The organism is Pseudomonas cremoris (genome assembly GCF_014230465.1).
Genome location: NZ_JAAXCY010000012.1, coordinates 216,202 through 241,200 on the forward strand (window position 1 = coordinate 216,202; position 24,999 = coordinate 241,200).

The window sequence follows — 24,999 nt, forward strand, 5'->3', positions numbered from 1 at the left end:
TCAGTGAACTGCCGTCATACCGGAAGCCAACTGCATGACTTTTTCCTGGGTCGCTTCATCGCGGTCCAGGGTGCCCATCAATTCGCCCTCGTGCATCACCATCACGCGGTCGCTCATGCCCAGCACTTCAGGCAGCTCCGAGGAGATCATGATCACCGCCATGCCTTCGCTGGCGAGGAAGGAGATCAAGCGATAAATTTCGGCCTTGGCGCCGACGTCGATACCACGGGTGGGCTCGTCGAGAATCAGCAGCCGCGGATTGGTCATCAGCCAACGTGCCAGCAGGGCCTTCTGTTGGTTACCCCCGGACAAGGTGTCGATGCACTGCTCAAGGGACGGGGTTTTCACCCGCAGTTTCTTGCACATGTCCTCGCACAGTGCGCGCAGGGCTTTCTGCTGGATAAAACCGTTGCCGGTGTAATGCGGCAGCACGGCCATTTCCATGTTTTCCAACACCGACAGGCACGGGAACAGGCCGCTGAGCTTGCGGTCCTCGGTCAACAGCGCAAAGCCCTTCTCGATGGCCATGTGCGGGTCGGTAATGCGCACCGCCCTGCCATCAAGGCTGATCTGGCCACTGCTGCTGGGGGTGATGCCGAAAATGGTTTCCGCCACGTTGGTACGGCCCGAGCCCATCAACCCGGCGATGCCCAGGATCTCACCGGCATGCAGGTCGAAGGAGACGTCCTTGAACACACCATCCAGGGTCAGGTTGCGCACCGACAGCAGCAGGTTACCGATAGGCGTCTCGCGCACCGGGAACAATTGGCTCAGCTCACGGCCCACCATCATCGAAATCAGGCTGTCGCTGTTCATGCTATCGGCACGTTGCAGGCCGATGTAGTGACCATCGCGGAACACCGCCACTTCATCGGCAATGGCGAATACTTCGTTCATTTTGTGGGTGATGTAGACGATGCCTTTGCCCTGGGATTTCAGGTCGGCAATGATCGAAAACAGGTGGGCCACTTCCTTGTCGGTAATGGCTGAAGTCGGTTCATCCATGATCAGGATGTCGGAGTCGTAGGACACGGCCTTGGCAATCTCGACCATCTGCCGCTCGGCGATGCTCAGGTTGCCCACGTGTTCCTCGGGGTCCAGGTTGATGCGCAGGCGTGCCAACAGTTCAGCAGTGCAGCGGTGCATCTCGCGGTGGTTGACCATGTGCAGGCTGTTGAGCTGCTCGCGGCCGATCCAGATGTTCTCGGCGATGCTCATGTGCGGCATCAGGTTGAGTTCCTGGTGGATCATCGCGATCCCGGCCTTCTGGGCCGCCAGGGGGGTTTCAAACACAATCGGCTTGCCGCGCAGGCGAATTTCCCCGGCGTCAGGCTGGTAGATGCCAGCGATGATCTTCATCAACGTCGACTTGCCCGCACCGTTCTCGCCCATCAGCGCCAGTACCGTGCCGGGGCGCACCCGCAGTTGCACATCGGCCAGGGCCACAACGCCGGGAAAGCCTTTGCTGATGTTGACGATTTCCAGCAGGTAGGGTTCTTCCAGCAATGCGGGCTGGATGCCAGGAGGCTGGGAGACAGTGGCTTGCGCAAGCATAGGGAGGTACTCCATCTGCAAGGCGGCCGTGACCGCCCTGCCGGCTTATTGTTGTTATGTCAGGCTATTTGAAGTCTTTGACGTTTTCCGGGGTGATCAGTTGGAACGGGATCACCACGTTCTGCTCGATAGGCTCGTTTTTTGCCATCTTGCGCGCCGTCTCGACCGACTTGTCCGCCTGGCCCTTGGCGTCCTGGAACGCCGACACGGTCATGTCACCCTTGGTGATCGCGTTCAGGCCGTCCGGCGTGCCGTCGACACCTGCGATCAGCACGCCTTTCTTGCCTGCCGATTTCAAGGCCATCGCGGCACCGATCGCCATCTCGTCGTTGTTCGACAACACCGCCTGGAAGTCGCGTCCCTGGGTCAGCCAGTCGTTAACCAGGGTCATGCCCTTGTCACGCAGCCAGATCCCGGTCTGCTCCTGTTCAATCTTGATCCCTGGGTACTTGGTCAAGACTTCCTTCACACCTTTGGTGCGGTTGGTGGTGGAGTTGTTCGCCAGGTCACCCAACAGGATCACAATGTTGCCCTTGCCACCGAGCTTCTCGGCGATGTACTGCATCTGCAGCTTGCCCGCCTCGACGTCGTCGGAGGTCACAGCCGCTACGCCTGGGGCCAATGTGGGGCTGTCAGGGCGACGGTTGACGAACACCAACGGGATTTTCGCCGCAGTGGCGGCCTTGATGATGTTCGCGGTCGAAGCGGTGTCCACCGGGTTGACGATGATGGCGTCGACTTTCTGGCTGATGAAGTTTTCAACCTGGCTGAGCTGCTTGACCACATCGGCGCGGGCGTCTTCGAACTGCAGCTGCACGCCGTCACCCTTTGGATAGGACTTGGCTTGCTTGTCCATGTCTTCACGCAGGTAGGTGAGGAAGGTGTCATCGAAGGCGGACATACTCACGCCTATCTTGAGATCGGCAGCCGAGGCAACACCGCTGGCCAGAAGCATGGACAAGGCCAGCGCGGTAAAACGGATCGGGGTCTTCATGAACGGTCTGTCTCCACTTTCTTGTTGGTTTTGTTGGACGTTGCGTTGATCAGAGCGGGCCTTGCGAATTCGGCAGTCGAACAATGGGGGCGCCGGGAATGCAGCAGACCAGCGCGCCTTTGTTTTCGACGCACAGCACATTGAGGAAAGAGAAATAGAACGGCCGGGCGCGAGGCAGATCGCGGGGCGCTGAGGTGGGGCGTAAAACTCGCAGTACAGCGTTAAAGATTTTCATCTGACGGTACCTGGTTGTTTTTGATCTTGTTTTTGTTTGAGTCGTGCGGGTCGAGCCCGAACGTACTTTATTGCAACCTGGAAAAGACTTTATTAGAAAATAATTTCCATATCAACCTGTTTTAGAATTTTATTCTATTTTTATTGAAACCACCTGCTGGCGCTCGGCGCTGAGGCGTGCGGCGTCCAATATACGGGTGGTTTCCAACGCATCATAGGCGTCTACCGGCAGCGGTCCCTGCCCGTGCACGGCGTTTTGCAACTGGCGGTAGAACTGCGTCCAGCAGCCCTTCTCCGACGGCACCCGCTCACGTTCCGAGCCTTGTTCAAACCAGCCCCAGCGTCGGTGCTCTTCGGCGCCCCAGTGCTCACCTTCGGTTTTCGGCGATTTGCCAGCGATCAATGCGTCTTCCTGGCCATCCAGGCCATCGACGGTGTAGCAACCCGAAGTGCCATTGACGCGAAAACGCGGCGCCTGGCTGTTTTGCAATGCGCTGCCCCACAGGTGGGAAATCACGCCGTTGGCATGGGTTAAAGAGACGAAGAAGCCATGGTCGAGGGCAGGAAACTCGGGGCTGAACTGCAATTGCGCAAACACCCGGTCCACCGGACCGAACAGTTGCAACGCCTGGTCCACCAAGTGGCTGCCCAAGTCCCGCAGCCAACCACCGCCACTGGCATTGCCTACCGCCTCTGGCGTGTAGCGCTCCACACGGGATTCGAAACGGGTGATGGTGCCCAGCGCGCCGGCGTCGATGAGTTTGCGCAGGGTCAGGTAATCCGAGTCCCAACGCCGGTTCTGGTAGACGCTCAGAGCGGTGCCCTGGCGTTCAGCGGCGGTGATCAGCGCCTGGGCCTGTTCGGCATTGGCGGCAAAGGGTTTGTCGCTGACCACGGTAACGCCATGTTCGATAGCTTCCAGCACCAGGGCCGGGCGGCCTTTGAGGGTGGTGGAGATGACCAGCGCGTCGACGCCGGCTTCGACGATCTGGCCGATGGAGTCAAACGCTTCCACACCAGGATGGTCGGTGCTCAGTTGCCGGCGGCGCTCGGCTGAGCGTGTGACAACGCCGACAAACGTGGCGCCGGCCAAGGTTGCAATCAGCGGCGCATGAAAGAAGCGCCCTCCGTGGCCGTAGCCGACTAGTCCGATTCGCATGATTTCACTCCTTCTAGAAGTGGAAACCCAATCTAGATGTGGGAGCGGGCTTGCTCGCGAAAGCGGTACATCAGTTACAAATATGCTGACTGACACTCCGCATTCGCGAGCAAGCCCGCTCCCACACTTTTAACTGCATTCCACTTGTGGGATTGGGATCAGCCGTAGAAACGCGGACGATCCGGCAAGCTCACCTTCACAATCTGCTCACTGCCCTGCGCTTCGATACACGCATCCGCCGCAACGGCCGCCGCAAACCCATCCCACGCCGAAGGCCCACCGACCTGCCCCGCCCGCACACTGTCGATGAACGCCTGCAACTCCACGTCATAGGCACCGATAAACCGATCCTTCCAGTCCATCAGGATTGCATTCGACAACTTGGCGCCACTGCGCAGTTGCACTTGCGAAGGCTCCGGCAGCTTGGCAATGCCGGTCTCCCCCACCACTTCGCACTGGATGTCGTAGCCGTACTGGCAGTTCACGAACACTTCCACGTCGATGCGCGTGCCCTTGGCGGTTTCCAGCAGCACGATCTGCGGGTCACGCAGGTGGGCCAGGGCCTTGCTCGATTTGCGCGGGAACACCACTTGCACCGACACGTAGTCGTCGTTGAGCAGCCAACGCAACACATCCAGCTCGTGGATCAGCGTGTCGGTGATCGCCATGTCGGTCTTGTAGTTCTCGCCCACCGTGGGGTTGCGGTGCGCGCAATGCAGCATCAGCGGCTCGCCGATCTGGCCGCTGTCGATCACCGCTTTCAGTGCGCGATAACCTTCGTCGTACGGGCGCATGAAGCCCACTTGCACCAGACGCTTGCCGTAGGCCACTTCGGCGTCGACGATCTTGCGGCAGCCTTCGGCGGTGACGGCCAAGGGTTTTTCGCAGAACACCGGTTTGCCGGCGGCGATGGCGGCGAGCACGAACTCTTCGTGGCTCGGGCCCCAGGAGGTCACGAGCACCGCTTCGACCTCCGGTGAATTGATCAGCGCATGACCGTCTGAATACACCTCGGCGCTGATGTTCAAATCAGCAACCACCTTCGCGGCTTGCTCAAGGTTGATGTCCGTTACGGCAACGACCTGGCTATTGAGCAACGTCTGGCTGCAACGACGGATATGGTCCCGGCCGATAGCGCCAGTACCGATGACTCCAAGCTTCAAAGACATACAAAACTCCTCTTGTTATTAGTACTGCCGGGCCTTGGCCAGGTGTTCATTGAGTTTTTTTGCAGCAGCATTCGTGCGCTCGCTGGTCGATACCTGTGCCACGCCCACTCGCCACCACGACAAGTAGCCGTGGATCATGGTCTTGGGCAGCACCTTGATATCGATCAGCGTTGAAACCGTTTGGGTACGTGCATCCGCCAGCGCCGCTTCCAACTGCTCGACGGTGCTGACCTTGTAGGTCTTGCAGCCGTAAGCCGCTGCGCTCATGGCGAAGTCCACCGGGATCAGCCCGCCGTCGAGCTTGCCGCTTTCGGGATTGCGGTAGCGGAACTCGGTGCCGAAGCTGTCCATGCCATTGCCGATCTGCAGGTTGTTGATGCAACCGAAGGCCATGTTGTCCAGCAGCACCACGTTGATCTTGCGCCGCTCCTGGATCGAGGTGGCGAGTTCTGAGTGCAGCATCATGTAGGAGCCGTCGCCGACCAGGGCGTAGACCTCCTTGCTCGGCTCGGCGAGTTTCACGCCCAGCGCGGCATTGATCTCGTAGCCCATGCACGAATAACCGTATTCGACGTGGTAGGTGTTCACGCCCTTGCTGCGCCAGGCGCGTTGCAGGTCACCGGGCAGGCTGCCAGCAGCGGCGACGATGATGGCGTCGTCGGCCAGGGTTTCGTTAAGTACGCCAAGCACACGGCTTTGGGTGAGGCAGGAGCCGGTCAGTTCGATAAATTCGCGCAGGACGGCACGGTCCAGAAGGTCGTCGACCTCGGGCACGAAACCGTCGCCCGAATATTCGACCTGATGCACACGGTCCACTTCGGCGTCCAACTGCGCCTTGGCATCCTGGACCTGCTCGCCCCAGCCGGAGCGGTAATCGCCCAAGGCATCGGCCAGCGCGTCCAGCGCCACTTGGGCATCAGCCAAGACTTGCACAGCGTCGAGTTTCAACACGTCGGCAGCGCTGATATTGAGGTTGAGAAACTTGACGTCCGGGTGCTTGAACAGCGACTTGGACGAGGTGGTGAAGTCGGTGTAACGGGTGCCGATGCCGATGATCAGGTCCGCCTCTGGCGCCAGCAGGTTGGCTGCCAGACAGCCGGTTTCGCCAATGCCACCCAGGTTCAGCGGATGGCTGGAAACCACGGCGCTCTTACCCGCTTGGGTTTCAGCGAAGGGAATATCAAAACGTTCGGCGAAGGCCTGCAGCGCCGCATTTGCGCCGGAGTACTTCACCCCGCCACCGCAGATGATCAGCGGCTTGCGCTTGCCTCGGAACGCGGCCAGTGCATCGCCGATCATTGCCGGGGTGGCCGGGCGACGGTCGATACGGTGCACACGTTTTTGCAGGAAATAATCCGGGTAATCCCAGGCTTCGGCCTGCACATCCTGAGGCAACGCCAGCGTCACAGCGCCGGTTTCCGCTGGGTCAGTGAGCACGCGCATGGCGTGGATCGCAGCGGTCATCAACTGCTCGGGGCGGTTGATGCGGTCCCAGTATTTGCTGACCGAACGGAACGCATCGTTAGTGCTGATGCTCAGGTCGTGGAACTGTTCGATCTGTTGCAGCACTGGATCAGGCTGGCGGCTGGCGTACACATCACCGGGCAACAGCAACAGCGGAATGCGGTTGGCGGTGGCGGTGGCAGCGGCGGTCAGCATATTGGCGGCGCCGGGACCGACGGACGCCGTGCACGCGTAGATCTTGCGACGCAGGTGTTGCTTGGCAAAACCGATGGCCGCGTGGGCCATGCCCTGCTCGTTACGGCCCTGGTGCACCACCAGGTCGCCGCTGTCTTGCTCAAGCGCCTGGCCCAGGCCCAGCACGTTGCCGTGGCCGAAAATGGTGAACACGCCGGCGACGAACTTGCTCTGCACGCCATCGACTTCGATGTATTGGTTGTCCAGGAACTCCACCAAGGCCTGGGCCATGGTCAGTCGGGTTGTGGTCATGTCGCGCCCCTTAAAGGTCCAGTAGCCAGCTGTGCTGCGGGTCGTTGTGGAAGTGCCAGGCGCGCTTGGGGCCGGCCATCACGTTCAAGTAGTAGGACTCGTAGCCGTACGGCACGCTGACCGGGTGATAGCCCTTGGGCACCACCACCAGGTCGCTGTTTTCCACGGCCATGGCCTGGTCGATGCTGCGGTCATCGGTGTACACGCGCTGGAACACGAAGCCCTGGGGCGGGTTGATCTGGTGGTAATAGGTTTCTTCAAGGAAGCTCTGGTGCGGCAAGTCGTCGGTGTCGTGCTTGTGCGGCGGGTAGCTGGACGAATGCCCGGACGGCGTACGCACTTCCACCACCAGCAGCGAATGAGCCGGCTCGGTGTCCGGCAGGATGTCGCACACGTAGCGGGTGTTGGCGCCCTTGCCGCGCACGCTGCGCTTGCAGTGTTCCGGGCGGATCAAGCGTGGCTCGTAACCTGCGGCACCGGGCGCAGCGCACACGGCAATCTGTACATCGCTCAAGGCGGTGACTTGGGCCGTGGTGCCCGGAGGGAGGTAGGCAGCAAAGGGGGATTTGTCTTCGAATACCGACTGGCGATCACCCAGGTTCTGCCAGTTGAAGCCCTCCCCTTCAATGTTCACCCGACCACTAAGCAGCACCAGGCACAGTTCCTTGTCAGCGGCGTTGACCGGCAGGGTTTCACCCAGGCTCAAGCGGTAGGCCTTGAAGCCTACGTACTCCAACCGCCCGTCTTCCAAGGCGACCATGGTTTGCCCGCGTTTGTTGCTCTTGACCAGCAGGCTCATGAGTGGGTCCTCTCGGTGAGCAGCGCACGCAGCGTGTCGTAGCCCTTTTTCGCATACACGTAGCTCGGCGCAACGGCCGGATCCTGTTCGGCTTCAACCACCAGCCAGCCTTCGTATTTCGCGGCCAGCAACACGTCGAGCAGTTCGGCAAAGTCGATGTCGCCATCGCCGGGCACGGTGAAGGTGCCGTTGACGATGCAATCCGGAAAGCTCCACATCTGGTTGCGTGCCAGCTGCACCACCGGCTTGCGCACGTCCTTGAAGTGCACGTGGCAGACGCGGTCGATGTGTTTTTTCAGCACCTCAAGCGGATCGCCGCCACCCATGTAGCAATGGCCCGAGTCGAACAGCAGGCCGACTTCCGGCCCGGTGCGCTGCATCAACTGGTCGATGTCTTCAGGGGATTCGACATAGGCACCCATGTGGTGGTGGTACGCCAGGCGCACGCCCTGGGACAGGGTGAATCGCGCCAGTTCAGTGAGTTTGTCGGCGTACTCCTGCCAGGCCTGCTCGCTGTGGAACCGTGGGCGTTCGATCAAGCGAATACGCGAGCCCTGGATGGAATCGGCCACTTCGCCGTACACCAGTACCGTGGCGCCGTTTTGTTTGAGCAGCTCAACATGGCCGGCGATCGCCTCGATTTCTTCGGCCACCGAACGGCGTGCCAGGCGGCTGGAGTACCAGCCAGACACCAACGCCAGGTCGTAGGGGCGTAGCACGTCGCCGACGCCTTTGGCGTCCTTGGGAAACTTGCCGTTGAGTTCGAAACCTTCGTAGCCGATTTCCTTGCCTTCGCTGAGGGCGGTGCTCAGGGGCGTTTCACCGCCCAGGGCCGGCAGGTCGTCGTTGCTCCAGGAAATCGGGTTGATGCCAATTCGGATTGCGGGCATGGCTGCACCTTTTGTTTTTATCTAACTTAAGCCAGGTGAAATTTGCTTTGTGTGGGAGCGGCGGTTCGACTTGCTCGCGAATGCGGTGTGTCAGATAAAGATGCTGTGACTGATACGCCGCATTCGCGAGCAAGCCCGCTCCCACATTTGACTGCATTCCACATTTAGAACTGTGTTCAGCCTCGAGCACTGCGCCAGGCATTGATGAGCTGTTCGAACGTCGCCTGAACCTGCTGAATCAAACTCTCATCATCAATCTCCCCCGCCAGCCACGCACGGCTTGGCTCCTGGAAGATCGTGCGGCCCACGGCAAACCCGCGGCAGGTAGTGCTCTGGCTGGCCTGCTGGAAACCATCGGCGAGAAACTCAGCTGTCGCGTTCAAGCCCAACAACACCACGCCACGGCAGTACGGGTCGCGCTCCTGGATCAATTCATCAAGCTTTTTCCAATCTTCGGCCGACTGCGCCTCAATCTTCCACCACGCGGGGTAGATGCCCAGGTTGTACAAGCGCTTGAGGCTGCGGTACAGCACGTCCGGGTAAGTGGACGGGTGATCCTTGGGCGGGATGACTTCCAGCAGCAACTCATGGCCGCTGACCAGGGAGGCCTCGTACGCCGCCTTGAGCTGGGCTTCCTGTTCCAGGCGCAGCAGGGGTTCATCGTCCGGGTGGAATTGCACCAGGCACTTGATGATCTGCTCCTGCGGCCAGGCGATCAGGTTGCTGCCAATCGAGCGGCCGTGTTCGAACGCCAACGGACGCGAGTTCTGCACTTCCACCGGACGGGCGATCCACCAGCCACGACCGCTGGCAGCGTTGAGGGCGTCCTGGCCGAAGCGCTGGTCGGCCAGCAAGCCCACATCGGCGGCGACGCCCTGCTCGGCGAGTTTTTTCTCCACCCGCTCGATGGCTTGGATAAACAGCTGTTTGGCCGCGCTGATACGTGTGGTGTCTTGGCCGCCGCGTTGCGCCAGGTCCACCAGTTGCCAGCGATGGTCGAACGCAAAGATGAACAGTTGCTTCCACTGCTTGCTCGGCACCGACACGCGGTGCAGGCGTTGCAAGGTCACGTCCTGGTCTGGCCGGGTGATCGGCACCGGGCTGTTGAACAGGTATTCCAGTTCGGCCGGCGTCGGCATGGCCGGGGCGCAGGCGTGGCGTGAGACCACCAAGCCACCGCAGGCGTTGGCTAACTGGCTGCAGCGCTCGTCGCTGGCATCGTTGATCCAGCCACTGAGGAAGCCCGACATAAAGGCATCGCCTGCCCCCAGTACGTTGAGCACTTCAACGCGTACGCCGGGGTAGATCGCACCGTCTTCCAGCCGCGCGGGGATGGCGCCGTGGATCACCGTACAACCCTGTGGGCCGAGCTTGACCACCAGGGTTGCCGGGGTCAGTTCGCGTACGTTGCGCAAGGCAGTGAGCAAATCTTCGCTGCCGCCCGCGATCAGGAATTCTTCTTCGGTGCCAACGATCAAGTCGAAGCGCGGCAGGATCTTCTGCACATGCGCGCTCACGTTCTGGTCGGCGACAAACCGGGTTTCACCGTCGGCCTTGCCCGCCAGGCCCCACAGCACCGGGCGGTAGTCGATATCCAGCACGCGTTTCACATTGTGCTTGGCTGCGTAATCCAGCGCCTGGATGCTGGCCTTGTACACGCTGTCGGTGGAGAAATGCGTGCCGGTAATCAGCAGGGCCTTGCTGGAGGCAATAAAGGCTTCGTTGATGTCTTCGGCGCGCAGGGCCATGTCGGCGCAGTTTTCGCGGTAAAACACCAGGGGGAAGGTTTCGCGGTCCTTGAGGCCCAGCAGCACCAGTGCGGTGAGGCGCTCCGGGTCGACCTTGATGCCGCTGACATCGCAGCCTTCACGGGCCAGGGATTCCACCAGGAAGCGACCCATGTGGTCGTCCCCTACCCGGCTTAGCATCGCCGACTTGAGCCCAAGCCGTGCGGTGCCAAACGCGATATTGGCGGAGGAACCGCCGAGGTACTTGGCGAAGCTGGACACGTCCTCAAGCCGCGCACCCACTTGCTGCGCATAGAGGTCGACGCCCAGGCGCCCGAGGCAAATCAGATCCAATTGACGCCCACTGGCAAAACGAGTCTGGCCCATGCTGGCTCCTGTTATTTTTATCAGCCTGCGTTGCACCGCCGTGGCGACGGCAAACGCTCTTGGTGGATGCAGACTAGAACGTCCGGCGACGGCAATCAATATTTATTCCATAATTATTTTTAGTGGAATATTTTTTCCAATACGCCAGCATAGAGGCACGCCAGCCGCCGTGCATCGTTTCAGCAAGCCACGCGGGCCGTGATGCCGGGGTATTTTTTTGCGCCTACCCTGTAGACTTGCGCCACCCATCAGCGCATCAGAAGAACAAGCCAGAAGGATTGCCCATGTCCCGCACCGATCCCGAGACCACCCTGGAAGACACCGTCGCCAGCCCTCCGGTCAATGCCGAGCGCCTGTTGCAGCTGATCACCGACGAATACGAGAGCCTGCCGCGCCAGCTCAAGCGCATCGCCAGCTACATGAGCCAACAGAGCGACCGCATCATGGTCGACCGCATCAGCGACATCGCGCGCGAATGCGAAGTGCACCCCTCGGCCATCGTGCGGTTCTCCCAGCGCTTTGGCTTCAGCGGGTTCAGTGAGATGCAGGCGCTGTTTCGCGAGGCGTATACCCACAAGACCACGCCGGTGCAGAATTACCAGCAGCGTATCCGCAGCATGATCGCCAACAAGTCGCAGAAGGCCAGCGGCGGCGACCTGGCGCGCGAGTGCGTGAATGCCACCTTGTCTGGCATCGAGCGCCTGGGACTGGAACTGGACGATGTGGCCTTTGAGAAAGCCGTGGACCTGGTGGTCAATGCCGACAACATCTACGTGGTCGGCGTACGCCGCTCCTTCGCGGTGGCCGACTACCTGGTCTACAACCTGCAGCACACCAACAAGCGCATCCACTTGATCTCCGGCCTGGGCGGCAGCTACCGCGAGCAGATGCGCAGCGTGCGCGCCAATGACCTGGTCATCGCCATCAGCTTTACGCCTTACGGCAAAGAGACCCAGCATTGCCTGCGCATCGCGCAGCACCACCAGGCCAAGACCTTGATCATCACCGACAGCAACCTGTCGCCCCTGGCCAAGCGGGCGAACGCGGTGTTGTTGGTGAATGAAGGGTCGTCGTTTGCCTTCCGTTCGTTGAGCGCCACCTTGTGCCTGTGCCAGGCGTTGTTTATTGCGGTGGCGTATCGGTTGGAGTTGAAAGTGGATGAAATTCACGAACAGGTCGGGTTCGACGACTGACCGGTAGCACTGAATATCCCTGTGGGAGCGGGCTTGCTCGCGAATGCAGTGTGTCAGCCGCCGAAAAGGTTAACTGATACTCCGCCTTCGCGAGCAAGCCCGCTCCCACATTTGATCAGCGGCGCATCAGGCGATACGCCGCCGGAATCACGAACAGCGACAGCAACGGCGCAGTGAGCATCCCACCGATCATCGGCGCAGCGATGCGGCTCATCACTTCACTGCCCGTACCGCCCCCCAACAGAATCGGCAGCAACCCGGCAATGATCACCGCCACGGTCATTGCCTTGGGCCGTACTCGCATCACCGCACCTTCGGTGATCGCCGCCAACAGGTCACCGTCCTCGCGCTCGGTCCAGGCGTTTTTCAGGTAGAGCAACATGATCACGCCGAACTCCGCCGACACCCCCGCCAACGCAATAAAGCCCACGCCAGTGGCCACCGACAGGTTGAAGCCCAGCCAGTAAAGCAACCACACCCCGCCCGTCAGTGCGAACGGCAAGGTCGCGAGGATCAGCAGCGCTTCGTCCACACGGCGAAAGGTCAGGTACAGCAGCACAAAGATGATCAGCAGTGTCGCCGGCACCACCAGCTTCAAGCGCTCATTGGCCCGCTCCAGGAACTCGAACTGGCCCGAATAGCTGAGGCTCATGCCCGGCTGCAAATGCACGTGCTGGTCGATCGCTGCACGCAGGTCCTTTACCACCGAGGCCAGGTCGCGGTCGCGGACGTCGATATACACCCAGCCAGAGGGTCGTGCGTTTTCGCTCTTGAGCATCGGCGGGCCGTCGCTGATTTTGATTCGGGCGACGGTGCCCAAGGTGATCTGGCTGCCCGCTGGCGTATAGATCGGCAAGTTGCCCAGCGCCGTCACTGAGTCACGCCACTCTTTCGGGTAACGCAGGCTGATGGGGAACCGCGCCAGGCCTTCCACGGTTTCGCCGATGGTTTCGCCGCCAATGGCACCGGACACCACCGCCTGCACATCGGCGATATTCAGCCCATAACGCGCAGCCGCCGTACGGTCGATGTCCACGTCGATATAGCGCCCACCGGTCAGGCGTTCGGCCAGCGCCGAGCTGACACCGGGCACGCCCTTGGCGACCTTTTCCACGGTCTGGGTGACCGCGTCGATCTGCATCAGGCTGGTGCCGGCGACCTTCACGCCAATCGGGCTCTTGACCCCGGTGGCGAGCATGTCGATACGGTTGCGAATCGGCGGAATCCAGATATTGGTCAGGCCGGGCACCTGCACCACTCGGTCCAGTTCCTTCACCAGTTTGTCCGGGGTCATGCCGGGACGCCATTGGTCCCTGGGCTTGAACTCGATGGTGGTCTCGAACATTTCCAGCGGGGCTGGGTCGGTCGCGGTTTCAGCACGGCCAGCCTTGCCAAAAACGTGGGCGACTTCGGGCACGGTCTTGATCAAGCGGTCGGTGCGTTGCAGCAACTCCCCGGCGGTTTGTGTCGACAAACCTGGCAGCGCCGAAGGCATGTAGAGCAAGTCGCCTTCGTCCAACGGCGGCAGGAACTCGCCGCCCAGCTTCGACAATGGCCACAGCGCGCTGGCGACCATCAGCAGCGCCACCAACAACGTCATGCGTGGCCAGCGCAGCACCGCGTCCAGCGCCGGTTGATAGAGCTTGATCAGGCCGCGATTGAGCGGGTTGCGTTGTTCATCGGGAATCCGCCCGCGAATCCAGTAGCCCATCAGCACCGGAATCAACGTCACCGACAACCCAGCCGCTGCGGCCATGGCGTAGGTCTTGGTGTAGGCCAGCGGGCCGAACAGCCGCCCCTCCTGGGCCTGCAAGGTAAACACCGGAATAAACGACAAGGTGATGATCAGCAAGCAGAAAAACAACGCCGGCCCCACCTCGACCGCTGCATCGGTCATGACCTTCCAGTGCTCGTCGCCTTTCAATTCACGACCGGGATTGGCGTGATGCCAGGCCTCGATCTTCTTGTGCGCGTTTTCGATCATCACCACCGCCGCATCCACCATCGCGCCAATGGCAATCGCGATACCGCCCAGGGACATGATGTTGGCGTTGATCCCTTGGAAACGCATGACGATAAACGCGATCAGCACCCCCACTGGCAACGAGATAATGGCGACCAGTGACGAGCGCAAATGCCACAGGAAAATCCCGCACACCAGCGCCACCACCAGGAATTCTTCCAGCAGTTTGTGGCTGAGGTTGTCCACGGCACGGTCGATCAACTTGCTGCGATCGTAGGTGGTGACGATTTCCACGCCCGGCGGCAGGCTGCTTTTCAGTTGCTCCAGCTTGGTTTTGACCGCTGCGATAGCTTCGCGGGCATTCTTGCCGCTGCGCAGGATCACCACGCCGCCCACTGCCTCGCCCTCGCCGTCCAGTTCACTGATGCCTCGGCGCAGGTCTGGGCCCAGCTGAATGGTTGCCACGTCGCCGAGGGTGACCGGCACGTTGTTAGCGTCGAGGCGCAGGGGAATCGCACGAAAATCGCTGAGGCTTTGCAGGTAGCCGGACGCACGCACCATGTACTCGGACTCGCCCATATTCAGCACCGAGCCACCGGTTTCCTGGTCGGCCTTGGCGATAGCCTCCTTGACCTGCGCCTGGGTGATGCCGCGACTGGCCAGTGCCAACGGGTCGAGTTGCACTTGGTATTGCTTGACCTGACCGCCAATGGTGGCGACTTCCGCCACATTGGGCAGGGTCTTGAGTTCGAACTTGAGGAACCAGTCCTGCAGCGCGCGCAATTGCGCCAGGTCGTGCTGGCCGCTACGGTCCACCAGCGCGTACTGGTAGATCCAACCCACCCCGGTAGCGTCCGGGCCCAGTGCCGGTTTGGCCGACGCAGGCAGCCGCGCCTGCAACTGGCTGAGGTATTCCAGCACGCGCGAACGCGCCCAGTACAGGTCGGTACCTTCATCGAACAGCACGTAGACGTAGCTGTCCCCGAAGAAGGAGAAACCACGCACGGTCTTCGCCCCCGGCACCGAGAGCATGGTGGTGGTCATTGGGTAGGTGACCTGGTTTTCCACGATCTGCGGCGCCTGGCCCGGGTAGGGCGTGCGGATGATCACTTGCACGTCCGAGAGGTCCGGCAACGCGTCGACCGGTGTGTTCTGCACGGCCCAAACGCCCCACGCCGTGATGAACAACGTAGCCAGCAGTACCAGGAAGCGGTTGGCCACCGACCAGCGAATCAACAAGGCGATCATGGCTGGGCTCCCGGCTGCATGTTCATCGCCGCTTCGGCGGCGGTTACGCCTTTGAGGCTGGCTTCGGAGTCGAGCAGGAACTGGCCTGATGCGACGACCTGCTGGCCTTCCTGCAGGCCGCTGAGAATGACGGTTTGCTCCTGGTTTTCGGCCCCGGTCTGGACTTCCACCGGACGGTAATGGCCGCCCTCCTCGGCCAACATCACCAACACACGCTTGCCGGTGCGGATCAGCGCCTCACTGGGCACCTGCAACACCGGTTGCCCGCTGGATTGCGCCAGGCGCACCTGGGCGGTCATGCCCGGGCGCAAGTTGCCATCCGGGTTGGGCAGCTCGACGCGCACCTGCACCGTACGGCTGTCCATGGCAGTGGCCGGCAGGATCGCGCTGACGGTGCCATCGACCACCTGGCCTGGCAAACCAACAAAGCGGCTCCGCACGGTTTGCCCCACCCGCAACGCGGCGCCTTGGGCTTCGGGCACCGCAACCTGCAGCCACACCCGGTCCAGGCCATTGAGCCGCGCCAGGGTTTGCCCCGCCGCAACCGTCATACTTTCGCGCACCTCCAGGGTTTGCAATGCACCGCTCAGCGGACTGCTGATCGTCAGCACCGACTGCACCTGACCACTGCGCTCCATCCGGCTGATCAACGCCGCCGGCATGCCGCTCAGGCGCAGGCGTTGACGGGCGGCGGCGATCAAGCCGTTATCACCGCTGTGACGCAGGGCCAAAAATTCTTCCTGGGCCGCCGCCCATTCCGGTATCAGCAGGTCTGCCAAGGGCTCGCCCGCCTTGAGCACATCCCCCGGTGCCCGTGCGTAAACCCGCTCGACAAACCCCGCCGCACGCGCCTGCACCACCGCCACATCACGCTCGTTGAAGGCGAGGATGCCCGAAACGTCCAGCGTCGAGGCCAACACACCACGGGTGACCGATGCCAGACGCACGCCGATGTTCTGCGCTTGGCGCGGGTCGATCTGCACACCCGGCGTCTGCATCGCCGCGCCTTCGGCGTAGCGCGGCACCAGTTGCATGTCCATGAAGGGCGATTTGCCAGGCTTGTCGAACTTCTGCTGCGGGTACATCGGGTCGTACCAGTACAACGCCGGTTTGTCCTCTTTGACGCCAACAGCGGCGGCCGGATGCAACTGCGCCACCCCGTAACCGACGCCCAGCCCCGCCAGCACTAACGCGGCGACGATTCGATTATTCATTGGCAGGTTCCCCATAAGCGAAATACAACTGGGCGCCAACCAAGGCGCGTTGTTCGATGGCATCAATCTGTTTGAAACGGGCTTCGACCAGCTCTCGGCGGGCACTGACCACCGTCATCAAATCGCCCTTGCCTGCCCGATAGCCGGCCAGGCTCAGCGCGACCTTCTCTTCGGCCAACGGCACCAGGCTGTCCTGGCTACGCTGCACGGCGCGATCCAGGCGCTGGTAGTCCGCCAAGTCATCGTCAAGCATCTGGACATGTTCACGGGTGGCGGCCTCGCGCTCGGCATCCAACTGGTCCAGTTCGGCCTGCTTGGCCGCGATGCCAGGGTTTTGCCGACGACCGGCGAAGATCGGCAAATCGAAGGTGAATTGCAGGTTGACCATGTCGCCGAACTCACGACTGCGATGGCCGTAATCGACTTCCCAGCTCCAGTCCGAAGTCTTTTGCGCCCTGGCTTCCTGCAATCGCGCCTGCGCTTCACGGGTGCGCGGCACAAAGGCTTGCAGTTCCGGGTGCTGGTGCAGGTTGTGGCCCAGACCGCGACTGTCGATGTTCCAGTCTGGCAACTGCCCGCTGGGGGCTTCATTGGCCGCTGGGCCGATCCAGCGTTTAAGAGCGGCGCGGGCCTGGGCGCGCTGTTGGGTCAGCTCATCTTCGCGCCCGGCCAGCTCGGCCGCTTCCTGCTTGGGAAGTACCGCATCGGCCGCTTGGCCACGGCCACCGGCCAATTGCGCGCGCACGCTGTCTTGCAACAGGCGATTTTGTTGATAAAAGTCCTTGAACAAAGCCTCTTTGCGTTCGACCGCATAAGCGCGAATCCACGCCTGGGCCGTGGCTTGGCGCACGTTAAGGCGTTCGATCCGGCCTTCGGCGGCGGTACGCTCGATGGTCGCGTCGGCCAACTCGACCCGCGCCTTGCGCTTGTCGCGGCTGGGCACCTGTTGCTGGATGCCGATCATCTGCTGGGTCATGTCATCGCCATACAACGTGCCGCGATTAGGCCCGCCAATGGGGAAGCTTTGCAGGCCGACCACCAGCTTCGGGTCCGGCAGTTCACCGGCCGGAATCGCCGATTGCGTGGCGGCTTGCAGCTTGGCCGCTTCAGCCGCCAGCGACGGAGCGGTGTTTTGCGCCAGGCGCAAGGCGTCGTCCAGGGTCAGCGCATTCGCCAACGCCGGCCACGCCAGCACGCCCACCACCAGGGCGCGCATGTAGAGGGAATTCATAGTGAGATTTCCTGGTCTGTTGCGCTGCGCGTCGCACTAAGCGACCCACAGCAAGGCCATCCCGGTTGGGGGATGAGTCTTCAGGTGCAACAGGAATCAGGCCCGGGGTGGGCGCCAGACGCCGGACGGCGTGCGGTCGGGGATAAAGTCAGAGGCGCCGTTAAGCGCTAAGGGGTGTGCCAGGGTCAAAGGTGCCTTGAGCACAGGCATTGCCAGTTGCAACACGCCACCGGTCTTGCATTCCTGGCCGGGTTTGCAGGCCTTGCCATGGTCGACGCCGTCCTGGCAGCAGTCGGGCGACATGTCGCTCATCATCTGCATGTCGGCCATCTTCATCGGGCACGGTTCGGTGCTCGACGGCACACCCGCCATCCCGGTCAGGGGAAGCGTGAGGCTTAACAGCAAGACCAGGATTAAACGCAGAAGGCGGCTCATGGGGCGCGAGTCTAGCCAAGCGCGTGTTAAGCCGCTATTAACAATTGCGTGAGAACTCGACCGTGATAACGGATCTGCGCCAGGGTCAGCGCGGTGTAGCCGATGATCACCGCCGGGGGCAGGCTCACCTGGGTGCAAAACTTGCCCAACGGCTGCAACGTCAAGCCGACTGCGGCAGCACGCTCGCAGAAATCGCCCTCCGTAACGCCGGGCGGCAACCACAACACGAAATGCAAACCCGCCTGCTGGCCGCTGACTGCGCAGTTTTGCGGCAGGCACGCGAGCAACGCATCGCGGCGTGCCTCATAGGCCTGGCGCGACGCGCGCAGGTGACGCACAAAAGCGCCACTGCGCAGAAACTCCGCCAACCCCAACTGATCACTCGCCCCCACCGAATGCCCAGTGAGTTGCAACGTGCGCAGCAGCGACCGACGCAGCCCCTTCGGCACCACCATGAAGCCCACGCGCAGACCGGGGAACAGGTTCTTGTTGAAGCTGCCGCAGTAAATCACCCGGTCGGCGTGATCCAGGGATTTAAGTGCGGCCAGCGGCGCGGTGTTGTAGTTGTATTCACTGTCGTAATCGTCTTCGACCACCCACGCATCGGCGCGGGCAGCCCAGTCCAGCAGCGCCAGGCGACGGGACACCGACAGCGTCATGCCCAGCGGCGCCTGGTGTGCCGGGGTGACGTAGGCCAGGCGTGCCGTGTCTGGAAGCTGGGCAGTGTCCAGGCCTTCGGCGCAGACCGGGATTGCCTGGATATGCGCACCTGCCAGCGCGAACAAACGACGGGCCGGCAGGTAGCCCGGGTCTTCCACACAGGCGGTGTCGCCAGGCTTGAGCAAGGTACGGGCGATCAAGTCAAGGGCATGACGGATACCCGTGGTGATGATCACCTCGTCGGCTTCGCAGCGCAGGCCGCGATAGCTGCGCAGGTATTCGGCGATGTGCTCGCGCAGATCCGGCAGGCCTGCGAAATAGTTCGCCTCCAAGACACCTGGCCCCACGGCAAGCAAGCCGCGCGAGATACAACGCGCCCAGGCTTTGAGGTCGAACAAGCTGGCATCCGGGCGCCGTGCGACAAAGGGCACATGGCTTTGTACACCCGCAGAGGGAGGGTCAGGTTCTACTGGGCGGCGCACCATGACCGAAGCCACCGGGGCAGCGATGAATTGTTCGGGGATCACCGCACACACCCGCGTGCCGGAGCCCGCCACCCGCTGCACATACCCTTCGCTGTGCAGGCGGTCGTACGCGGCTTCCAGCGTGCCACGGGACACCAACCAGCGTTCGGCCAGGCTGCGAGTGGACGGCAAGCGACTGCCCGCCGGCAACTGTCGATCGAGGATGGCAGCACGCAAGGCTTCATAGGCGCCCTGCTGTTTGCCGGCGTCCAGACTATCGGGCCGTGGCAAGTCCAGGGCGGATGGGGCTTTTCCTCGACTCATAGTGGTCTAGTCAACTCAGGCTTAAGTGGCTCTAAGGATTAAACCACAAAGCCACTAGAGTTCGAGCCCTACCCCTTGCGAAGGAACGCCCCATGACCCAACGCGCCCTTACTTCCGGTTTCTGGCTGGTGCTGCTGACCCTGCTGATCGCCCTGCCGCGCATCACCCTGGACCTGCACTTGCCAGCCCTACCGGCCATGGCCGACTACTTGCACAGCAGCGACAGCCAACTGCAACTGACCCTCACGCTGTACACCGTAGGTTCGGCCATTTCACTGCTGGTGGCCGGCCCACTCACCGACCGGTTTGGCCGCCGTCCGGTGTTGCTGACAGGGCTGTTTCTGTATGTCGTGGCCACGGTGGCCTGCGCCTTGGCCGAAAGCTTGCCGGTCCTGATCATTGCCCGCCTGTTCCAGGCCTTGGGCGGTTGCTGCACCACGGTGATTGGCCGGGTGATCGTGCGCGACTATTTCGATCGTCACGAACAGGCACGCTTGCTGGGGCTGATCTCCATGGCCATGGCCGTCTCCCCCATGGCCGCGCCGGTACTGGGGAGTCTGATGCTGCCGTTGATCAACTGGCGCGGGCTATTTGTGGTGCTGGGGATTGTGGGCGCGGGGCTGTACCTGGTGGTGTATCGTCGGCTGCCTGAAACGCGCCCACCGCAAGTCGCCGCAGCGCCGCCGAGCAATCTACTGCACATTTACAGGCAACTTCTGCGTGACCGTTATTTCCTGCGCTACTCGCTGGCAATCGGCTGCGTCTACAGCACGTACTTTCCGTTTATCGCCGAGTCGTCGGCACTGCTGCAGCGCGGTTTTCATCTCTCACCCACGGCCTACGCACTGGTATTTGCGGCGACCATCAGCGGCTACATGCTCGGCGCGAACATATTTCGCCGCCTGGTGCTGCGGTTCGAGCCGGATCGGTTGATTGCAGGCGCTATCGCGCTGAACGTGCTGGGCAACCTGACACTTGCTGCGGCCACCGCAGTGTTGCCGAGCCAATGGCTGGCGATTGTGCTGCCGATGGTGGTGATCATGGTGTCGGTGGGGATGGTGATTCCGGCCTGCCAGTTGGCGGTGTTGCAGCCCTACGGCGCGATTGCGGGGACGGCGTCGGGGTTGTTCTTTTTCATCCAGATGTTTTTGACGGCGCTGAGCAGTTGGGCGACGGGGATGTTGTCGGATGGTACGTTCACGCCATTGATCATCATGACTGCATCGGCGAGTGCGTTGCTAGCGACCAGTTGGCTGACCCTCCACACAACCAAAAGTGAGAGCGGGCTTGCTCGCGAAAGCGGCGTGCCAGTCGATGCATCCGGTGGCTGACACACTGCCTTCGCGAGCAAGCCCGCTCCCACAGGGGAACGGGCCAAGCTCAGGTTTAGTGCATGAAGATCGCGATCAGGATGATGACTGGGATAGGTACACCGAGGAAAAAAAGCAGTATTGAGCGCATGGTGATTTCCTTGAATTAAGAGGCCTTGAATTAACGTACGAAGTGTTCGGTTTCGACATACACCACTGCATCCCGACGACGACCACCATAAGTTGCAGCGAAGCTGGCGAAGAACGCACCGATCAGCAGGCTAATGAAGGTCCACAGCGAGGCATACGCAGCGACCTTCGCAGCCGCGTCGGCGGCCTGCTTGGCTTTGAGCTTCGCGTCTTCGATTGCTTTACGGGCATCGCCGTAGACCTTGTCGATACGCGCTTCGGCGTCCGCCTGGCTAAGGTTGGTGCGCTGGCTGATCAACTGGGCCAGGTAGGTACGGTCTTCAGGCGCCAACTGGCCGTCGTTGGCCAAGGTGCGGGTGAAGATACGTGCAACCACGCCGTGCGCCGCGTCATCGCTGACGGCAACCGGGCGGTCATCGCGGAACAGGCTGTCGACGTAATAGCCGAAGTCATCGCCTTTCACGCCCTGTGCAGCACTGCCCACGGCCTGGGCTGCACCCGACGCCACGCTGGCTCCGGCTTTCACCCCACCACCGACTACACTGCTGACGGAGCCAACTACCAGAACCGCCGTCACCAACGTCGCCACGGCCCAGGCCAGGAAGCCGTGGGCGGTATCGCGAAAATACACCTCATCACCATGCATATTGGCCCACTTCACCCGCAACCGACCGGCGATGTAACCGCCCAGCCCCGATGCAACAATCTGGGTAAACGCCAGCCAGATAATCGTGGAAATGCCCAAGCCCTTGGCACTGATACCGCTGTCGGCCCACGGCGACACCGCCGAGAAACCCAGGCCGAAACCCAGCAGCACCAGAATCAAGGACAACGCAGCCGCCGCAGCGGCACCGGCAAAAATCGCCCCCCAGGAAACCCCGGAGAGCGTGCTCGACTCTTGTAGCGTGGATGAGGATGTGATCATTGTTGTTGTGCTCCCGGCAGGAAAAATGATGTTACAAGTCTCGGAAGGGACAGTGCAGGCACCATGCCAGTCGCCATAAAATTAAATCTTCTTGTATTTCAACAGGTTAAATAAGTTGAACTTCCTAGGACCATGCAACTTGCAAGAAATGACTGTTATGAGCGGGCGTTCTGCATTCCCTGACCCATAGCAAAGGCCCAATGACGGATCTTGTAGTGAGCGGGCTTGCCCCCCAGCGCGGGGCAAGCCCGCTCACTACAAGCGTTTGGGCATACGCGTAGGGGCAGCGCAGCAGAAATTTGTGTTGGTTTTGCCAAGATGAAGTTTAATTTAGGAAGCATTCAGGCATTTCTTGGCAAAATGCCCTCACTTTCAGTGTGAATCGCTCACCAGGTAATCCTATGACCCGTATTTTGACCATCGAGGATGACGCCGTAACAGCCCGCGAGATCGTCGCCGAGCTGAGTAGCCATGGACTGGACGTAGATTGGGTAGACAACGGCCGCGAAGGCCTGGTCCGTGCCGTGAGTGGCGACTACGACCTGATCACCCTCGACCGCATGCTCCCGGAACTCGATGGCCTGGCCATCGTCACCACGTTGCGCACCATTGGCGTATCCACGCCGATCCTGATGATCAGCGCCCTCTCCGACGTGGACGAGCGCGTACGCGGCCTGCGTGCCGGCGGTGATGACTACCTCACCAAACCCTTCGCCTCCGATGAAATGGCGGCGCGCGTAGAAGTGCTGCTGCGGCGCAAAAGCACCGTCAAGGAGTTCGAAACCGCGCTGCGCGTGGCTGACCTGGAACTGAACCTGATCAGCCGTGAAGCCAGCCGTGCCGAGCAGCCCCTGAGCCTGCTGCCCACCGAATACAAACTGCTGGAATTCCTGATGCGCAACACCGGGCAGATCCTGTCGCGGATGATGATCTTCGAAGAAGTCTGGGGCTATCACTTCGACCCTGGCACCAACCTGATCGACGTGCACATCGGCCGTCTGCGCAAGAAAATCGATCCACCGGGCCTCACGCCGCTGATCCGTACGGTACGAGGTTCCGGTTATGTCATTGCTGAACCCCTCTAAGGGCTGGCGCTCTTCCAGCAGTCGCTTGCTGGCGTTGTACAGTTCGTTGTTCGTGGCGTGGAGTTGCATCCTGATGGGGGTGCTGTACTACGAAGTCTCCGGGTACCTGGGCGACTTGTCGCGCCACTCCCTGATGCAGCGCCAGCACTTGTTCCAGCGCTTCGACGGCGAGGAACTGGTTGAAGCGCTGACCACCAGCATGACCTTCGACATGAAAGGCGTGGACGCCTATGGGCTGTTCGATGAGCAGTTCAAGCCGCTGAGCGGGCCGATCCGCGCGATCCCACCGGACCTGCCGCTGGACGGCAAGATCCACGCCCTGGCCAATTGCGTCGACTCCGACGACCCCAAACTGCCCAAAGACAGCTGCGACGCCGTGGCCACCCACACCGACGACGGCCGCTGGCTGGTGCTGGTACGCGCCAACGGCTCGCTGTTTGGCGTGACCCGCATCATTTGGCACGCGTTGTTGTGGGCGCTGTCGTTGACCATCATCCCCGGTGCTGCTGGCTGGCACTTGTTGCGCCGCCGCCCGTTAAGGCGGATTCGCGGTATTCAAGCCAGTGCCGAAGCCATCGTCGCCGGCGACCTGACACATCGCCTGCCGTTGTCGAACCGGCGGGATGAGCTGGACATGCTCGCGGCCATCGTCAACGCGATGCTCGACCGTATCGAAAAGCTGATGAACGAGGTCAAGGGCGTGTGCGACAACATCGCCCACGACCTGCGCACACCGCTGACGCGCCTGCGGGCCCAGCTTTACCGTATTCGCCAGGAGGCTGAAGAGGACTCGGGCTATGCGGTGAAACTGGACGATGCGATTGCGGAAACCGACACGCTGATGGCGCGTTTTCGCGGGCTGCTGCGCATCTCGGAGCTGGAAGACCACCAGCGCCGCTCAGGCTTCCTGGTGATGGACCCGTTGCCGCTGCTGCGCGAACTGCATGACTTCTACCTGCCCCTGGCCGAAGAAGGCGAATTGCACCTGGTGCTCGAAACCCCGGACTCCCTGCCGTGGATCACCGGCGACCGCGCATTGTTGTTCGAAGCGCTGGCGAACCTGTTGAGCAACTCGATCAAGTTCTCCCCACCAGGGGGCGAGGTGATCCTGCGGGCAGTGAATGACGCCGGCAGCACGCGCATCGAGGTGCACGACTCGGGTCCGGGAATACCGGTTGCCGAACGCAACGCGGTGTTCCAGCGTTTCTATCGCGTGGATGAAAGCGACCAGCAAGGCGGGTTTGGATTGGGTTTGTCGATTGTGGCGGCGATCATCAACTTGCACGGGTTCAAGTTGGATGTGGGTACCAGTGAGCGCGGGGGCGCGCGGCTGGTGCTGGAATGCCGCCAGCAGCTGATGCCAGAGGCCTGAGGTTCACCTCGGTCAAAAAAATGTGGGAGCGGGCTTGCTCGCGAATGCGGTGTGTCAGTTAGCCAATCTGTTACTGATGTACCGCATTCGCGAGCAAGCCCGCTCCCACATTGGACCTGCATTGCCTGGCGGAGCGGGTTAGAAGTTCGCCCGCAGTGCTGCAACACCGCCGCTGTAGACACCGGCAAACAGCTCTTCCACCGCCTCATCCGTCACACCCGCCACCGGGGTGAACACGCCGGACCAGGTCACCTTCGCCGACGAGTCGGTCAACGCTTCAACCTGCAACGTCGCCAGGTACGCACTCACCGGAAACGGTGATTCTTCGATGGTGTAGCTGTAAGTGCGCGCCACGTTATCAAAGGTCTGCAAACGCTCGACGATCACGCCACCGTCGGCGGTCGTCAGGTGACGCAGGCGCCCGCCTTCACTCGGCTCGCTCTTGGCGATCAGCGGCAGCCACTTAGGCAAGTCGTTGAAGCCGCCGACCAATGCCCAGACCTTGTCGGCGGATACCGGGATTTCAATTACTGCGGATGCTGTTGGCACGTTGAATCTCCAA

The 24,999-nt window shown here is 61.5% G+C and carries 20 protein-coding genes; 4 read left to right on the forward strand and 16 right to left on the reverse strand.

Annotated features, from left to right (window positions below):
* The 9 genes from HF257_RS27135 to HF257_RS27170 all read right to left on the reverse strand — a co-directional run bounded on the left by HF257_RS27135 (position 1) and on the right by HF257_RS27170 (position 10,863).
* Entirely contained in the window at positions 1 to 1,554 is a 1,554-nt protein-coding gene (locus HF257_RS27135) for a sugar ABC transporter ATP-binding protein (RefSeq protein ID WP_185708945.1), read from the reverse strand.
* Positions 1,555 to 1,618: 64 nt separating this feature from the next.
* Complete coding sequence (locus HF257_RS27140; RefSeq protein ID WP_185712127.1) at positions 1,619 to 2,548, reverse strand: sugar ABC transporter substrate-binding protein; 930 nt, start codon at positions 2,546 to 2,548, stop codon at positions 1,619 to 1,621.
* A 49-nt stretch (positions 2,549 to 2,597) separates the two neighbouring features.
* Complete coding sequence (locus HF257_RS33385; RefSeq protein ID WP_185708943.1) at positions 2,598 to 2,783, reverse strand: hypothetical protein; 186 nt, start codon at positions 2,781 to 2,783, stop codon at positions 2,598 to 2,600.
* A 129-nt stretch (positions 2,784 to 2,912) separates the two neighbouring features.
* Positions 2,913 to 3,941: a Gfo/Idh/MocA family protein gene (locus HF257_RS27145; RefSeq protein WP_185708942.1), complete on the reverse strand. Its 1,029-nt coding sequence runs from the start codon at positions 3,939 to 3,941 to the stop codon at positions 2,913 to 2,915.
* 158 nt (positions 3,942 to 4,099) lie between these two features.
* Positions 4,100 to 5,110, reverse strand: a complete 1,011-nt coding sequence (locus HF257_RS27150; RefSeq protein WP_185708941.1) for a Gfo/Idh/MocA family protein — start codon at positions 5,108 to 5,110, stop codon at positions 4,100 to 4,102.
* Between the two features lie 18 nt (positions 5,111 to 5,128).
* Complete coding sequence (iolD, locus tag HF257_RS27155) at positions 5,129 to 7,060, reverse strand: 3D-(3,5/4)-trihydroxycyclohexane-1,2-dione acylhydrolase (decyclizing) (protein ID WP_185708940.1); 1,932 nt, start codon at positions 7,058 to 7,060, stop codon at positions 5,129 to 5,131.
* A gap of 10 nt (positions 7,061 to 7,070) precedes the next feature.
* Positions 7,071 to 7,859: a 5-deoxy-glucuronate isomerase gene (iolB, locus tag HF257_RS27160; protein WP_185708939.1), complete on the reverse strand. Its 789-nt coding sequence runs from the start codon at positions 7,857 to 7,859 to the stop codon at positions 7,071 to 7,073.
* The gene (iolE, locus tag HF257_RS27165; RefSeq protein ID WP_185708938.1) at positions 7,856 to 8,749 is read right to left on the reverse strand and encodes a myo-inosose-2 dehydratase; all 894 of its coding nucleotides are present in this window, start codon (positions 8,747 to 8,749) and stop codon (positions 7,856 to 7,858) included. The genes iolB and iolE overlap by 4 nt, the downstream gene beginning before the upstream one ends.
* Positions 8,750 to 8,925: 176 nt before the next feature.
* Positions 8,926 to 10,863, reverse strand: coding sequence for a bifunctional 5-dehydro-2-deoxygluconokinase/5-dehydro-2-deoxyphosphogluconate aldolase (locus HF257_RS27170; protein WP_185708937.1), 1,938 nt, complete (start codon positions 10,861 to 10,863; stop codon positions 8,926 to 8,928).
* A gap of 284 nt (positions 10,864 to 11,147) precedes the next feature.
* On the opposite strand from HF257_RS27170, the gene HF257_RS27175 reads away from it, so the two are divergent.
* A complete protein-coding gene (locus tag HF257_RS27175) occupies positions 11,148 to 12,056 on the forward strand; it encodes a MurR/RpiR family transcriptional regulator (protein ID WP_185708936.1) in 909 nt (302 codons plus the stop codon).
* 115 nt (positions 12,057 to 12,171) lie between these two features.
* On the opposite strand, the gene HF257_RS27180 is transcribed toward HF257_RS27175, so the two are convergent.
* The 5 genes from HF257_RS27180 to pdxR all read right to left on the reverse strand — a co-directional run bounded on the left by HF257_RS27180 (position 12,172) and on the right by pdxR (position 19,595).
* The gene (locus tag HF257_RS27180) at positions 12,172 to 15,267 is read right to left on the reverse strand and encodes an efflux RND transporter permease subunit (RefSeq protein ID WP_185708935.1); all 3,096 of its coding nucleotides are present in this window, start codon (positions 15,265 to 15,267) and stop codon (positions 12,172 to 12,174) included.
* Complete coding sequence (locus HF257_RS27185; RefSeq protein ID WP_185708934.1) at positions 15,264 to 16,481, reverse strand: efflux RND transporter periplasmic adaptor subunit; 1,218 nt, start codon at positions 16,479 to 16,481, stop codon at positions 15,264 to 15,266. The genes HF257_RS27180 and HF257_RS27185 overlap by 4 nt, the downstream gene beginning before the upstream one ends.
* On the reverse strand, positions 16,474 to 17,712 hold the full coding sequence (locus HF257_RS27190; protein WP_185708933.1) for a TolC family protein: 1,239 nt from the start codon (positions 17,710 to 17,712) through the stop codon (positions 16,474 to 16,476). The genes HF257_RS27185 and HF257_RS27190 overlap by 8 nt, the downstream gene beginning before the upstream one ends.
* A 96-nt stretch (positions 17,713 to 17,808) precedes the next feature.
* The gene (locus HF257_RS27195) at positions 17,809 to 18,147 is read right to left on the reverse strand and encodes a hypothetical protein (protein ID WP_185708932.1); all 339 of its coding nucleotides are present in this window, start codon (positions 18,145 to 18,147) and stop codon (positions 17,809 to 17,811) included.
* Positions 18,148 to 18,173: 26 nt separating this feature from the next.
* Positions 18,174 to 19,595, reverse strand: coding sequence for a MocR-like pyridoxine biosynthesis transcription factor PdxR (gene pdxR, locus HF257_RS27200; RefSeq protein WP_185708931.1), 1,422 nt, complete (start codon positions 19,593 to 19,595; stop codon positions 18,174 to 18,176).
* 92 nt (positions 19,596 to 19,687) lie between these two features.
* Between pdxR and HF257_RS27205 the strand changes: the two genes are divergently transcribed.
* Positions 19,688 to 20,926 carry a multidrug effflux MFS transporter gene (locus HF257_RS27205; RefSeq protein ID WP_185708930.1) on the forward strand — a complete coding sequence of 413 codons (1,239 nt, stop codon included), beginning with the start codon at positions 19,688 to 19,690 and terminating at the stop codon, positions 20,924 to 20,926.
* Between the two features lie 160 nt (positions 20,927 to 21,086).
* Here the strand turns inward: HF257_RS27205 and HF257_RS27210 are convergent, their stop codons facing one another.
* Positions 21,087 to 21,980, reverse strand: a complete 894-nt coding sequence (locus HF257_RS27210; RefSeq protein WP_185708929.1) for a hypothetical protein — start codon at positions 21,978 to 21,980, stop codon at positions 21,087 to 21,089.
* Positions 21,981 to 22,381: 401 nt separating this feature from the next.
* Here HF257_RS27210 and HF257_RS27215 point away from each other — a divergent pair, with 401 nt between their 5' ends.
* Entirely contained in the window at positions 22,382 to 23,065 is a 684-nt protein-coding gene (locus HF257_RS27215; protein WP_003219726.1) for a response regulator transcription factor, read from the forward strand.
* The gene (locus HF257_RS27220; RefSeq protein WP_185708928.1) at positions 23,043 to 24,437 is read left to right on the forward strand and encodes a sensor histidine kinase; all 1,395 of its coding nucleotides are present in this window, start codon (positions 23,043 to 23,045) and stop codon (positions 24,435 to 24,437) included. The genes HF257_RS27215 and HF257_RS27220 overlap by 23 nt, the downstream gene beginning before the upstream one ends.
* 138 nt (positions 24,438 to 24,575) lie before the next feature.
* On the opposite strand, the gene HF257_RS27225 is transcribed toward HF257_RS27220, so the two are convergent.
* Complete coding sequence (locus tag HF257_RS27225) at positions 24,576 to 24,986, reverse strand: SRPBCC family protein (protein ID WP_185708927.1); 411 nt, start codon at positions 24,984 to 24,986, stop codon at positions 24,576 to 24,578.
* Positions 24,987 to 24,999: the final 13 nt, after the last annotated feature.

Coding starts and splice junctions, on each gene's coding strand:
- HF257_RS27135 (WP_185708945.1), bottom strand. CDS start 1,554: ATGCTTGCGCAAGCCACTGTCTCCCAGCCTCCTGGCATCCAGCCCGCA.
- HF257_RS27140 (WP_185712127.1), bottom strand. CDS start 2,548: ATGAAGACCCCGATCCGTTTTACCGCGCTGGCCTTGTCCATGCTTCTG.
- HF257_RS33385 (WP_185708943.1), bottom strand. CDS start 2,783: ATGAAAATCTTTAACGCTGTACTGCGAGTTTTACGCCCCACCTCAGCG.
- HF257_RS27145 (WP_185708942.1), bottom strand. CDS start 3,941: ATGCGAATCGGACTAGTCGGCTACGGCCACGGAGGGCGCTTCTTTCAT.
- HF257_RS27150 (WP_185708941.1), bottom strand. CDS start 5,110: ATGTCTTTGAAGCTTGGAGTCATCGGTACTGGCGCTATCGGCCGGGAC.
- iolD (WP_185708940.1), bottom strand. CDS start 7,060: ATGACCACAACCCGACTGACCATGGCCCAGGCCTTGGTGGAGTTCCTG.
- iolB (WP_185708939.1), bottom strand. CDS start 7,859: ATGAGCCTGCTGGTCAAGAGCAACAAACGCGGGCAAACCATGGTCGCC.
- iolE (WP_185708938.1), bottom strand. CDS start 8,749: ATGCCCGCAATCCGAATTGGCATCAACCCGATTTCCTGGAGCAACGAC.
- HF257_RS27170 (WP_185708937.1), bottom strand. CDS start 10,863: ATGGGCCAGACTCGTTTTGCCAGTGGGCGTCAATTGGATCTGATTTGC.
- HF257_RS27175 (WP_185708936.1), top strand. CDS start 11,148: ATGTCCCGCACCGATCCCGAGACCACCCTGGAAGACACCGTCGCCAGC.
- HF257_RS27180 (WP_185708935.1), bottom strand. CDS start 15,267: ATGATCGCCTTGTTGATTCGCTGGTCGGTGGCCAACCGCTTCCTGGTA.
- HF257_RS27185 (WP_185708934.1), bottom strand. CDS start 16,481: ATGAATAATCGAATCGTCGCCGCGTTAGTGCTGGCGGGGCTGGGCGTC.
- HF257_RS27190 (WP_185708933.1), bottom strand. CDS start 17,712: ATGAATTCCCTCTACATGCGCGCCCTGGTGGTGGGCGTGCTGGCGTGG.
- HF257_RS27195 (WP_185708932.1), bottom strand. CDS start 18,147: ATGAGCCGCCTTCTGCGTTTAATCCTGGTCTTGCTGTTAAGCCTCACG.
- pdxR (WP_185708931.1), bottom strand. CDS start 19,595: ATGAGTCGAGGAAAAGCCCCATCCGCCCTGGACTTGCCACGGCCCGAT.
- HF257_RS27205 (WP_185708930.1), top strand. CDS start 19,688: ATGACCCAACGCGCCCTTACTTCCGGTTTCTGGCTGGTGCTGCTGACC.
- HF257_RS27210 (WP_185708929.1), bottom strand. CDS start 21,980: ATGATCACATCCTCATCCACGCTACAAGAGTCGAGCACGCTCTCCGGG.
- HF257_RS27215 (WP_003219726.1), top strand. CDS start 22,382: ATGACCCGTATTTTGACCATCGAGGATGACGCCGTAACAGCCCGCGAG.
- HF257_RS27220 (WP_185708928.1), top strand. CDS start 23,043: ATGTCATTGCTGAACCCCTCTAAGGGCTGGCGCTCTTCCAGCAGTCGC.